At 67.6% G+C, this 13,635-nt stretch carries 7 protein-coding genes; 4 read left to right on the top strand and 3 right to left on the bottom strand.

The features are described 5' to 3' along the window. Positions 1–346 precede the first annotated feature (346 nt). Genes tehA through AC3QL3_RS01365 form a run of 3 tightly spaced genes read right to left on the bottom strand, consistent with a single transcriptional unit; the run spans position 347 to position 2,824 of the window. Positions 347–1,318 carry a dicarboxylate transporter/tellurite-resistance protein TehA gene (gene tehA / locus AC3QL3_RS01355; protein WP_492896455.1) on the bottom strand — a complete coding sequence of 324 codons (972 nt, stop codon included), beginning with the start codon at positions 1,316–1,318 and terminating at the stop codon, positions 347–349. 4 nt (positions 1,319–1,322) lie between these two features. Beyond that, positions 1,323–2,213 carry an alpha/beta hydrolase fold domain-containing protein gene (locus AC3QL3_RS01360; protein WP_492896456.1) on the bottom strand — a complete coding sequence of 297 codons (891 nt, stop codon included), beginning with the start codon at positions 2,211–2,213 and terminating at the stop codon, positions 1,323–1,325. Continuing rightward, positions 2,210–2,824, bottom strand: a complete 615-nt coding sequence (locus AC3QL3_RS01365) for an isochorismatase family protein (RefSeq protein WP_492896457.1) — start codon at positions 2,822–2,824, stop codon at positions 2,210–2,212. The genes AC3QL3_RS01360 and AC3QL3_RS01365 overlap by 4 nt, the downstream gene beginning before the upstream one ends. A 140-nt stretch (positions 2,825–2,964) precedes the next feature. On the opposite strand from AC3QL3_RS01365, the gene AC3QL3_RS01370 reads away from it, so the two are divergent. The 4 genes from AC3QL3_RS01370 to fusA all read left to right on the top strand — a co-directional run bounded on the left by AC3QL3_RS01370 (position 2,965) and on the right by fusA (position 13,635). Beyond that, entirely contained in the window at positions 2,965–3,876 is a 912-nt protein-coding gene (locus AC3QL3_RS01370) for a LysR substrate-binding domain-containing protein (RefSeq protein ID WP_492896458.1), read from the top strand. Positions 3,877–4,028: 152 nt separating this feature from the next. Further along, positions 4,029–9,380 (top strand): proprotein convertase P-domain-containing protein, encoded by a 5,352-nt coding sequence (locus AC3QL3_RS01375; protein ID WP_492896459.1) that lies wholly within the window; start codon positions 4,029–4,031, stop codon positions 9,378–9,380. A gap of 317 nt (positions 9,381–9,697) precedes the next feature. Then, positions 9,698–11,071 (top strand): Kelch repeat-containing protein, encoded by a 1,374-nt coding sequence (locus tag AC3QL3_RS01380; protein WP_492896460.1) that lies wholly within the window; start codon positions 9,698–9,700, stop codon positions 11,069–11,071. 425 nt (positions 11,072–11,496) lie between these two features. Further along, positions 11,497–13,635, top strand: a complete 2,139-nt coding sequence (gene fusA, locus AC3QL3_RS01385) for an elongation factor G (protein WP_492896461.1) — start codon at positions 11,497–11,499, stop codon at positions 13,633–13,635.

Genomic DNA, 13,635 nt, shown 5'->3' on the forward strand with positions numbered 1-13,635 from the left:
TCGTGCATCGAATGGCTGCGCCGTCGAGATCGCCGGCGGCGAATCGATCAGCCGTTCACGCTACGGATTCGGCGTGTATCGCGATCAGCCCGCTTCAGGATTTAGCACCACGAAAGCGACGGCGTGCGTACGCTCGTTTTACGATTATGTGACGGAGGTTCGATTGCGGCAGTTACGGCCGCTGTCGCCATGCGCGGTGAGGCGATCGAGATGCGAGGTCTTCATTGACCACCCAAGAAATGTGATCCGATCGAGATAAGACTCGATCGAATCGCGACGTTCGGCAGAAGACACCGCGAGCGCGTGCAAGCATGTGCCGCACGCGTTCCGTGGCGAGAACGAACGATCAAGCGCGCGCCGGCGGCGGCGACGGCAGCAAGCGGCCCGTGAACAGCAGCCACAAGGTTCCCGCGGCGATGCCGAGCACGAGCACGTTCGCCAGCACGAATAGCGCCGGTGCGAGTGCCGTCATCGCGCTGCCGGGGTCTGCGCTCGAAATCCGAATCGCGGCGCCCGCCAGTGCGGTGGCGCCGAAGGTGAAGGCCCAATGGCTGGCGCCGAACGGCTGCTCGGCGATCCAGCGGCCCATGCGGATCAGCAGCAAGGCCTGCAGCAGCGCGTAGCCGATCAGCATGTGCGCGATCAGATCGGCGTGTCCGCCGTTGACCGACAGATAACAGACGCAGCCGACGGCCGGCGGCGCGAGTTGAATGCCGAGCGTCGGGCGCAGCGCGGGCGGCAGCGTCGGCCCCGTATAGAGCCGATGCAGCAGTACCGACTCGATCGCCAGCCAAGTGAAGAACGCCGCGCCGAAAGCGAGCTGTCCCCATTGCGGCCAGCCGAGCGCGGCGGCGACGATGCCGGTGACGAATCCACCCGCACCGAGCGGCAGGTAGAGCACCGGCGTGGTCGCCGCGAGATCGCGCTCGCCGCGCCAGAGGATGCCCGTGCGCCACAGGGCGAAGCCGAGCGTGAAGAGGGCGCCGGCGAAGAACAGAGTGACGGCCGCGGCGTGCGAGTACGGCTGGATTGCCTGCGCGACCAGCATCGTCGCGACGCCGGCGAGGCCGATGAAGCAGCACTGCACCGGGTGCGCGACTTCTTCCTTCGCGGAGGTGTAAGCGGTCACCCATTTGCTCGCGTAGAGCACCACGATGATCAGCCAGGCCAAAGCCGCCACGGCGACCAGCGCCTCGCCGATGCCGGCCGGCAACGACCAGACGGCGTGCGCCACGCGCCAGTCGCCGGCTAAACCGGCGAGGCCGAGCACGATGCCGAAGAACGACGCCGGCACGCGCGGGAAGGAAGGGGTCGTCATCGGTTCACCCATGTTCGACGAGGAAGGCCGCAGCGCGGTCGAGCGCGCGGCGCGCGCTGAGCAGCTGCTCTACGTTGAGCTGGAACACGTGGTGCATGCCTTGCCACTCTTCCAGCACGACCTCCGATCCCGCGCCGGTCGCACGTTCGGCCAGTCGCCGCGAATCGTCAAGCAGCACTTCGTCCGAACCGACCTGGATCAAGCTGGGCGGCAGCTTCAAGTCCGCATCGAACAGCGGCGATGCGCGCGCATCGGTCGCCGGCGCCGATCCCAAATAAGCCGACGCCGACGCGCGCAGATAGTCGACGTCGAGCAAGGGATCGCCGACCGCGAAGTCGCGCGCACTGGCGCCGCTCAGGCTGAGATCGGTCCACGGTGAGAACGCGACCAGCGCACGTACCGGAATGCCGCGCCGCCGCGCTTCGAGCACACTGGCGAGCGACAGTCCGCCGCCGGCGGAATCGCCGACGACGGCCACCGAGGCGAACTGCGAACTCAGCCGTGCCAGCGTCGCCAGCGCGAGTTCGAGCGCGACGCCGACAGTCGCTTCGGGCGCCAGCGGATATTCGAGCGCGAAGACAGGAATGCGCGAACGCGCCGCGATCTGGCTGGCCAGGCCGCGATACGCGGCGGCGTGACCGAGCCCGTAGCCGCCGCCGTGGACGAACAGAATCGCGCGGTCCGGCACCGCGTCGGCGGGTTCGCACCACCAACCCGGTCCCGGATCGCTGTGCGCCTCACGCGTCGCGATGCCGGCGGCGATCGGCGTGGCGCCGATGAACTCGTCGTAGATGGCGCGAAACTCACCTTGCGCGGTCGACCAGAACCGCGCGAACTCGACGCGCAGCGCGCGCGCCGGCGCGATGTCGGCGTCGTCGATCGGAATGACGCTCATCGGCGCAGCGCTCCGGCGACCTGGCCCATCAAGACGGCGAACGGCATGTCGATCGCCGCATAGACGTCCATCGCCTTCGCGTCGGCGTTGTCGGCCATGATCTCGACCATCAGGGTCGCGTAGTCGGACACTTCGATACCGAGCGCGGTCAGGCGCGCGAGGCCGGCTTCGCGCTTGGCGGCCGAGAAGGTGCCGCAGGCGTCGATCGCGATGACGGGTTGGAAGCCTTCGTCGCGACACGCGATCGCCGGCAGCGAGGCGCACACCTCGAACGAAAGTCCGGCGAAGATCAGGTGATCGCGGCCGGTCGCCTTCACCGCGGCGACGAACCGCGCATCGTCCCAGGCGTTCACGGCGGAGCGATCCATGATCTCGCCGCCGCCCAAGGCCTCGACCAGTTCGGGCACGGTCGGTCCCCACATGCCTTCGCGCGCTGTGGTCACCGCCAGCGTCGGCAAGCCGAGCACGCGGGCGGCCTTCGCCAGGCCGACGAGATTGTGCTTGAGCTCGGCCACCGGCATGTCGCGCACACCGGTCAGGAGACCCACCTGATGATCGATGAAGAGAACCGCGGTGTTGTCGCGCGTCATGCGGGTGCGTCGGATCGTCATGGTCGTTACCGAAAGAAGAATCCGCCTATTCCGACAGGCGCGCCGCGCTCGGACAAGGAAGTGAAATGGGAATCAGCGTCCAATGCCTTGGACGATCGGCATAATGTGCGGCCCCGCGGCACCGGCGCACAGGAACGGCCATGCGCGATCTCAACGACTTCTATCTGTTCGTGCAGATCGTCGATCGCGGCGGCTTCACCGCGGCGGGGCAATCGCTACAAATTCCCAAGTCCACTTTGAGCCATCGCATCCGCCAGCTCGAAGCGCGCTTGGGCGTGCGGTTGCTCAACCGCAGTTCGCGCCGCTTCGGCACCACCGAGGCCGGCATGGAGTTCTACCGTCACGCGGCGGCGATGGTGCGCCAAGCCGACGTCGCCGAAGCGGCGATCCGTCTGCGTCTGGACGAGCCGGCGGGCTTGGTGCGCGTCACCGCCGCCGTCGCCACCATGCAGTTCGGCCTGCGCCGGATGCTCGGAAGCTTTCTCGAGCGCTATCCGAAAGTCGATCTGCACGCGCATGCCACCGATCGCTACGTCGACATCGTGGGCGACAACTACGACGTGGCGATACGCGCGCATTCCGAACCGCTGCCCGATTCCGGCTTGATCCAGCGCGTGCTGGCACCGACGCCGTGGTTCCTGTTTGCCGGCGCCGGCTATCTCGACCGCCACGGCGCGCCGGCGACGCCTGCGGAGCTGGCGCAGCGGCCGTCTCTGTTCATGATGCGCCGGGGCGTGGCGCCGCTGTGGCGCTTGCGCCATGCGGCGGGGGAGCATCCCGAAGTAACCGTGCCGCTGTCGCCGCGCGTGGTCAGCGACGACATGGTCAGCCTGACCCAGGTGGCGGTCGAGGGCTGCGGCATCGTCGCGCTGCCGGCTTACGTCTGCCGCGACAAGGTCGCTGCCGGGAGCCTGCGCCGGGTGCTGCCCGATTGGCTCGCCGGCGACGGCACGCTCACCGCGCTGCTGCCGTATCGGCAGGGCCTGCTGCCTTCGGTGCGCGCCTTCGTCGATCACCTCGCCGTCGAATTTCCGAAGGTGGTGCAGTTGTAGAGCGGCGACGCCGCTCTCTCGGGGGAACGGTAGCGGCCAAGCGATCGGAGCCGGCGCCGCGCGCGGCACATGAAATGTATATTTTTACGCTGTACGCTAGGGTCTCTAGGCTGGCTTAGGGGGCTGGCCGACGGGGAACGATCGGGGGATCGATGAACAAGTCGACTAGAGCGGCCTTTGGCGTGCTCGCGGGCATGCTTTTGGCTGGAAGCGGGCTGTTGCATCCTGCGCGTGCCGCGCACGTGGCCTATGAATTCACCGCGCCGACATCGATCGACGAGATCAAGGGGAGAGTGCCGCCACGGCCGCAGTCTTCCTCGAGTCCAGCGCGGGCGGCCACGCCCTATATCCCGTTCGGACAGGGCTACGGCGGCGAAGTCGAGCCGAACAACACGACCGCGCAGGCCTCTCCGATCGTCGGGACGAATACGGTGGTCCGCGCCAATCTGTATCCGAACGGCGACATCGACTTCTACAGCTTCTCCGCCAATGCCGGCGACCGCGTTTACGCAGCGACGATGACCTCGGCTTCCGCGGGCAGCAGCACCGACAGCCAGTTGACGCTGTTGGCCTCCGACGGAACGACCGTGATCGAATTCGACGACGACAACGGCAGCTTCGCCGCGCTGTCCTCGTCCATCGCCGGCGCGACCATCCCGACCACCGGCACCTACTTCCTCAAGGTCAACGACTTCACCGCCGGGACGACGACCGAGCGCGGCTACGAGCTGCATTTCCGCCTGCAGAGCGGTGCGCCGACGCCGGAAGTCGAATCCAACGACACGCCCGCCACGGCCAATCCGTTGCCGGCGAACGGCTGGGTCAGCGGCACGCGCAATCCCGCGGCGGCGACCGAGCAGGACTGGTACAGCATTCAACTCAATGCCGGCGACACGGTGTACCTGTCGCTCGATCTCGACCCCGAGCGCGATGGCGTGACCTGGAACGGCCGCCTCGGCTTCGGCCTGTTCGGCGACGCCAGCAATCAGATCCTGGTCGTCGACGACGCCGGTACCGGTGACGTGGCGCCCAATCCGAACGTGCCTTCCGAAGCGATGTTCATGACGGTGAAGCAGGCCGGCACCTACTTCGCCTTCGTCGATTCCGCCAGCGCCGCCGTCGGCGGCCCAACCGCCACCTACAACCTCAGCGTCAGCGTGCATCCGGCGGTCGACGAAGGGGTCAACTGCACCACCTACACCAGCACCGATGTGCCGAAAACGATTGGTCCCGGCACCGGACTGACCACCTCGACCCTCGTCGTGCCGGGCAATCCGCGCATCGCCGACGTCGACGTCAGCATCGTCTTGAACCATGCCTTGATGCAGGACGTCGACGCGCATCTGGTCTCGCCCGCCGGCAGCAACGTCGGCCTGTTCACTGACATCGGCTCCGCCGCGGTCGGCGGCCAGACGCAGATGGACGTCACCTTCGACGACGAGGCCGCCCTGCCGCCGTCCTTCACCGCGCTCAAGGGAACCCAGCTCAAGCCGGAGAACAACGCCACGGCCGGCACCGCCAGCACTTCGGGCGCGTATCGCCTGTCGTGGTTCGACGGCCAGAACGCCGGCGGTCAATGGACCTTGAACCTGTACGACGACACCGCCGGCGCCAACGGCGGCACGCTGACGTCCTGGAGCATTCGCGTGTGCGAGGCGCCGCCACCGCCGGCGTGTCCGCCCGGCTTCGGGCCGACCACCGTCTACAGCACGGACTTCGAGGCCGGCGCCGCGGGCTTTACCCATTCCGGCGCGCAGGACGAGTGGGAACTCGGCCTGCCGGCAACCGTGGCGACCACCACCGCGAACCCGATCGCGCCGTTCAATACCTGCAACAGCGGCGTCAATTGCTGGAAGACCGATCTCGACAATACCTACGACGCGAGCAGCAATCAGGACCTCTATTCGCCCGACATCAACTTGGCCGGCTTGTCGCCGCCGGTGATCGTCAGCTGGGCGCAGCAGCATCAAGTCGAGACGGCCAACTTCGATCATTTCTTCGTCGACATGGAAGAGGTCGGTGGCGGCGGCACGACGCGCCGTTTGTACGAATGGCTCGATCCGACCCCGATCGGCGCCAGCGCCGGTACCGGCAATCCGCAGAACAACATCGGCACGGCGATCGGCTGGGGCGTGCAGCGTGCGCGGGTCGATGAACTGGCCGGCCTCAACACGCGGCTGCGCTTCCACCTCGACAGCGACACCACGGTCCAGTTCGGCGGCGTCGCCGTCGACGACGTGTCGGTGACCGCCTGCCGTGCGCTGTCGGCGGATCTCGCGATCACCAAGACCGACGGCGTCACCACCGTCGTACCGGGCGGCAGCGCCACCTACACGATCACCGCCAGCAATGCCGGGCCGGACGCAGCCACCGGCGCGACGGTAGCGGACACCTTCCCCGCGAGCCTGACCTGCACCTGGACCTGCGTCGGCGCCGGCGGCGGCACCTGCACCGCGAGCGGCGCCGGCAACATCAGCGGCACGGTGAACATGCCGGCGGGCGGCAGCGTGACCTACACCGCGAGCTGCACGGTCTCGGCCGCGGCGAGCGGAACGCTGAGCAACACGGCCACGGTCGCCAGTTCGATCACCGATCCGTCCCCGGCCAACAATTCGGCGACCGACACCGACACGCTGACACCGCAAGCCGATCTCGCGATCACCAAGACCGACGGCGTGACCAATGCGACGCCAGGCGGCTCGGCGACCTACACGATTACGGCGAGCAACGCGGGCCCGAGCAATGCCGTCGGTGCGACGGTGGCCGATACCTTCCCGGCCGCGTGCGCGAGTCCGACCTGGACCTGCGTCGGCGCCGGCGGCGGCACCTGCACCGCGAGCGGCGCCGGCAACCTCTCCGACACGGTCAACTTGCCCGCGGGCGGCAGCGTGACCTACACGGCGAGCTGCCCGATCAGCGCCAGCGCGAGCGGTTCGCTCAGCAACACCGCGACGGTGGCGACGCCCGGCGGCGTGACCGATCCGACGCCGGCCAACAACTCGGCCACCGATACCGACACGCTGAACCCGAGCACGGATCTGTCGATCACCAAGACCGACGGCGTAACCGGCGCGACGCCGGGCGGCTCGGTCACCTACACGATCACCGCGAGCAACGCCGGCCCCAGCGACGCCAGCGCGGCAAGCGTGGCCGACACCTTCCCGGCGGCGTGCGTGAGTCCGACCTGGACTTGCGTCGGCGCCGGCGGCGCCAGCTGTACCGCCAGCGGCATCGGCGACATCGCCGACAGCGCGGATCTCCCAGCCGGCGGCAGCGTCACCTACACCGCGACCTGCCCGGTCGCCGCGAGCGCGAGCGGCAGCTTGAGCAACACGGCGACGGTGACGGCACCGGCCGGCGCGACCGATCCGACGCCGGCCGACAACTCGGCCACCGACACCGACACCTTGAGCGCGACGGCGGATCTGTCGATCACCAAGACCGACGGCGTCACCAGCGCGACGCCGGGCGGCTCGGTGACTTACACGATCACCGCCAGCAACGCAGGTCCCAGCAGCGCGACCGGCGCGACCGTGGCCGATACCTTCCCGGCGGCCTGCGCGAGTCCGAGCTGGACCTGCGCCGGTGCCGGCGGCGGCAGTTGCACGGCGAGCGGCAGCGGCAACATCGCCGATACGGTGAACCTGCCCGCGGGCGCTTCGGTGACCTACACCGCGAGCTGCGCGATCGGCGCCAGCGCGACCGGTTCGCTCAGCAACACGGCGACCGTAGGCGCACCCGCCGGCGTGACCGATCCGACGCCGGGCAACAACTCGGCCACCGACATCGACGCCTTGGGCGCCGCGGCGGATCTGTCGATCACCAAGACCGACGGCGTCACCAGCGCGACGCCGGGCGGCTCGGTGACCTACACCATCATCGCGAGCAACGCCGGCCCCAGCAGCGCGACCGGCGCGACCGTGGCCGATACCTTCCCGGCGAGCTGTGCGAGTCCGACCTGGACCTGCGCCGGTGCCGGCGGCGGCACCTGCGCGGCGAGCGGCAGCGGCAACATCGCCGACACGGTGAATTTGCCCGCGGGCGGCTCGGTGACCTACACGGCGGCCTGTCCGATCAGCGCGAGCGCAACCGGTTCGCTCAGCAACACCGCGACCGTAGCGGCGCCGGCCGGCACTACCGACCCGACGCCCGGCAACAACTCGGCCACCGATACCGACACGCTCGGTGCGACGGCGGATCTGACGATCAGCAAGAGCGACGGCCTGGTGAGCGTCCTGCCGGGCGCCTCGGTGACCTACCTGATCACCGCCAGCAACGCAGGCCCCAGCAACGTGACCGGCGCGACGGTGGCCGATACGTTCCCGGCCGAGTGCACCAGTCCGACCTGGACCTGCGCCGGTGCCGGCGGCGGTACGTGCGCGGCGAGCGGCAGCGGCAACATCGCCGACACGGTGAATCTGCCGGTGAGCGCCAGCGTGACCTACACGGCGACGTGTTCGGTCAGCGCCAGCGCGAGCGGCAGCCTGAGCAACACCGCGACCGTGGCGGCGCCGGCCGGCACCACCGATCCGACCCCGGCCAACAATTCCGCAACCGATACCGACACGCTCGGTCTGGCGGCGGATCTGTCGATCACCAAGAGCAGCGATGCGGCGACGGTGCAGCCCGGCAATGTGTTGACCTATACGATCGTCGCAAGCAACGCGGGACCGAGTGCGGTCAACGGCGCCACCGTGGCCGACGCGTTCCCGGCCGCCTGCGCCAGCGTGAGCTGGACCTGCGCAGCCACCGGCGGCGCTACCTGCACGGCGAGCGGCAGCGGCGACATCGGCGACACGACCGCTCTGCCGGTGGGCGCGACGGCGACCTACACGGCGGCCTGCACCGTCGCGGCGGCGACGCCGAGCGGTACCAGCATCAGCAACACCGCGACGATCCAGCCGCCGGCGACGGTGACCGATCCGACGCCGGCCAACAACAGCGCGACCAGCGTCGCCAGCGTGGTCGCGCTCGGCACCGGCGTCAGCGCGACCAAGACGGTGGCGGGCAGCTTCACGCCCGGCGGTGCGATCACCTACACGATCGTGATCGCCAACCAAGGTCCCGGTGCGCAGGGCGACAACCCGGGCGACGAGCTGGTCGACGTGTTGCCGTTGCAGCTGAGCCTGTTGTCGGCCAGTGCCAGCAGCGGCGTGGTGACGGCGACCACCGCCACCAATACGGTGAGCTGGAACGGCGCCATCGCCGCCGGTGCGAGCGTGACCATCGTCATCCAGGCCAGCATCCTGCCGACGGCCGCGGGCGAATCGATCAGCAACCAGGCCAGCGTCCACTACGACGCCGACGGCAACGGCAGCAACGAAGCGACGCTGCTCACCGACGATCCGGCCGTCGCCGGCGCTGCCAATCCGACCGTCATCGCCGTCATCCCCGGCGCTACGGAAGCCCAGCCGGTGCCGGTGCTGAACTGGCTCGCCTTGCTGGCGCTCTTGTTCGGGCTGGGCTGGATCAGCGCGCGGCGGCTCGGTTCGCGTTCGCCGTGATCGTTTGCGCGTCCGCCGGCTGCCGGCGGACGCGCGCTCACTTCGCCGCCTGACGAAAGGCGGGTGGAATGCCAAGGTGCGAGGGCCGGGCGAGATGCGCTCGGCCCGGTTCATCGGGCGCAGGTCTCGCCGTGAGGCGTTGACGAGCCGGGCCGCGTACGGCTCGGGCGATACCGTTCCGATACCTATTCGATGACGATCCGTGCCGACTTCCCGCCGCGGCCGCACTAGCCTGCGACGAGTTTCCTAGAGCGGCATCCGAACGCAACGGCGCAGCGGTCGACTGCAACAACGACGGCGCGCGCGCTTATTCCCTGTTGGCATGTTCCATCGGGGAGCCGAAGGCGAGATCTCCTTTCAAAGCCCGGCTTGGATGTGTGTCTCGACCCGCGCGGTCGCGACTGCCGCTCATCCCTCAATTCGTCGGAGTTCCAAGCGCCATGCAACCGTGGGCCGTGTTCGCGTCTGTCTTTCTTTCTGCAACGGCGTCCGTCGCCGTCGCCAGTTCCATGTCCTACGGCGTCAATCGAGTCGATACCGGCCCGATGCTCGAAGCCCGCTTCGGCCACAGCGCCACCCTATTGCGCGACGGTCGCGTGCTCTTGATCGGCGGCTCCGGGGTCGATCCAGACGGCACCATCGTCCCGCTTCGCAGCGCGGAGATTTACGATCCGGCGACGGATCGATTCACCGCGACCGGAGCGCCGTCGTTCTCCCATATCGGTCACGACGCGCGCACGCTGCTTCTGCACGACGGCAGCGTGCTGATCTGCGAAGGCACGGAAGAATCGCTGGACAGGGACTTGGGCGGCCCACGCATGGAGCGCTACTACCCCGACAGCGGAACCTTCCTGTTGGAGCCGCCGATGTCGCATCCGCGCACGAATACGACGACGGCACTGCTGCCCGACGGTCGCGTGCTGCTCGTCGGCGGTGATGCGCCGATATTTCAGCCGGCCGAGTGGACCAGCAAGGCGGAAATCTACGATCCGGTCGGCCATCGATTCGACGAGGTCGGCGAAGCCGGGTTCTATCGGACCCAACATTCGGTCACCACACTCCAAGACGGCCGCGTTCTCATCGCGGGCGGCGGATGCTCCAGTCGTTTCGACGGCGACGGCGATTTCGATTTCTGCTCCAGCGCAGAGCTGTACGACCCACAGACCAATACCTTCGCGCCGACCGGCTCGATGACGGTGCCGAGATACGCGCACCGAGCCACCCTGCTTGCGGACGGCCGCGTTCTGATCACCGGCGGTTACGACAACCACTACGGCGAAGACGAACACTCGTCTTTGGCGGCGGAGATCTACGATCCGGCGACCGGAACCTTCCGCAAGATCGCCAATGTGCTGTCGACGCCACGCGCCAATCACACTGCAACGGCGCTACCGGGCGGACAGATCTTGCTTGCCGGCGGCAATACCGGAACGGTGGTGCCGTCGGCCTCGCCGCTACTCGAAGCCTATGACGACACCGGCGAGCGCTTCCTCCGGGTCGGAAAACTGCTGCCCGAAGTGGGCGGCGTGCTGTTCTCGACTGCCACCTCGTTGACGGACGGGCGCGTACTGATTGCCGGCGGCTACTACCCATCTCGTCCGGGCTCACCTCTGCCCGGTGCGGTGAACAAGGCCGGCCTCTACGATCAGACCGTGCTCGATTCGATCTTCGGCGACGGCTTCGACGACTGAGCGGGCGGCGGCACCGAGGTTCCCAGGCCAGCGCCGGGAGCGGGAAACGGCGGATTCGGTGCCGAAATGGCGACCTCAGCGCCCTTACTTCGGCAAATTCGCCCGCTTCACCCCGGCCCCCGCCACGCGCCCGCGGCCGATCGTGTAGAATCCGCCGCCCAATCAGGCAGGCTCGAGCGTCCGGCCGTTATCGGCGGACTGGCCGTCGGCACGTCATCACGCCTACTTCGCCGCAGCGCATCGTCCTGCGGCGCGGGCGGCGGTGGCGTTGCGCCGGTTACGCGGCTTCGACAACGACAGGCACGAAGACCGGGCGCGCAGCGCACGGGCGTCGCGTTCGTCGCTTCGAATTCCACTCGCCCGATGAAGCGCAGCGGCGGCGACCGGGCGCTTGCGAACCCCGACACTTTTCGAGAGGCGGCACCATGGCAAGGCAGAAGGAGCTCAAGCTCTATCGCAACATCGGCATCATTGCGCACATCGACGCCGGTAAGACGACCACGACCGAGCGCATCCTGTACTACACGGGCAAGAAGCACCAGATCATCGACGTCCACGACACCAAGGACGGCAAGGGCTCGACCACGACCGACTACATGGAGCAGGAGCGCAAGCGCGGCATCACGATTCAGTCCGCCGCCGTCTCCGCCGAATGGAAGGGCTACCAGGTCAACGTCATCGACACGCCCGGGCACGTCGACTTCACGATCGAAGTGAATCGCAGCCTGCGCGTGCTCGACGGTGCGGTGGTGGTGTTCGACGGCGTCGCCGGCGTTGAGCCGCAGACCGAGACGAACTGGCGCCTGGCCGACCAGTACAACGTGCCGCGCCTTTGCTACATCAACAAGATGGACCGTATCGGCGCGAACTTCAAAAACGCCGTCGACGGCATCCGCAATCGCCTCGGCGCGAACGCGGTCCTGTGCGAAGTGCCGCTCGGCAGCCACGACGACTTCATCGGCTTCGCCGACCTGATCGCCAACTGCGGCTACATCTGGCAGGGCGACGACAAGGACAGCAAGTGGGACACCATCCCGCTCGATGAGCTCGCCAAGCATCCGCGCGTGCAGCAGTTCACCACCACCGCCGACACCGAATGGGTGGCGAATCTGGCCGCGCTGCGCGAGGCGAGCATCGAAGCGGCGGTCGAGATGGACGACACCGCGATGGAAGCCTACCTGGGCGGCGAGACGCCGTCGCTGGAAACGCTCAAGGCGTGCATCCGCAAGGGCTGCGTCACCGGCAAGCTGGTGCCGGTGTTCTGCGGTTCGTCCTATCGCAACAAGGGCGTGCAGCATCTGCTCGACGGCGTCATCGACTATCTGCCGTATCCGGGCGAGACCGGCGGCATCTCGATGGTGGACGAGGACGGCAACGTCGTCGGCGTGCAGGAAGTGAAGGACGACGCGCCGGCGCGTGCGCTCGCGTTCAAGGTCATCAACGACCAGTTCGGTACGCTCACCTTCACCCGCGTCTACTCCGGCGTGATCAAGAAGGGCGACACCCTGCTCAACTCGACGCGCGACAAGAAAGAGCGCATCGGCCGCATCGTCGAAATCCAGGCCAACTCGACCAAGGAAATCGACGAAGTGCGCGCCGGCGACATCTGCGCGTTCGTCTCGATGAAGGAAACCGAGACCGGCGACACCTTGTGCGATCCGGCCACCCCGGTGCTGCTCGAGCGCATGCGCTTCCCCGATCCGGTCATCAGCGTCTCGGTCGAGCCGAAGTCGCGCAACGACATCGACAAGATGTCGACCGCGCTCTACAAGATGGTCAAGGCCGACCCGAGCTTGCGCCTGGAAGTGGACAAGGAAACCGGCGAAACCGTGCTCAAGGGCATGGGCGAGCTGCACCTGGAAATCACCATCGACCGCATGCGCACCGAACTCGGTGTCGAAGCCAACATGGGCAAGCCGAAGGTCAGCTTCCGCGAGGCGTTCGGCGGTCGCGTCGAACACACCTACACGCACAAGAAGCAGTCCGGCGGTTCGGGTCAGTTCGCCGAAGTGAAGATGATCTTCGAGCCGGGCGAGCCGGGTTCGGGCGTCGAATTCGTCGATGAAATCGTCGGCGGCCGCATTCCGCGCGAGTACATCCCAGCGGTGCAGTTCGCGATCAAGAGCGAATCGCGCCAGGGCCAGATCGCCGGCTACGAAGTGGTCGACTTCAAGGCACGCCTGATCGACGGCAAGTACCACGACGTCGACTCGTCCGCGCTGGCGTTCGAAATCGCCGGCAAGCAGATGTTCCGCGAAGCGCACAAGATGAGCCGTCCGAAGCTGCTCGAGCCGGTGATGAGCTTGGAAGTGGTGACCGAGCCGGATTATCTCGGCGACGTCATCGGCGACATGAACCGTCGTCGCGGCTCGGTCAGCGAACAGGGCCAGCGCGGCCCGCAGGCGTTCGTGAAGGGCTTCGTGCCGCTGGCGGAAATGTTCGGCTACATCAACTTCCTGCGTTCGGCCACCAGCGGTCGCGGTACGTTCTCGATGACCTTCGACCACTACGAGGAAGTGCCCTCGAACCTGGTCGACAAGCTGATGGAAAAAGAAGCGAAGTAA

This window comes from Dokdonella sp. GW821-FHT11D02, from assembly GCF_058808595.1.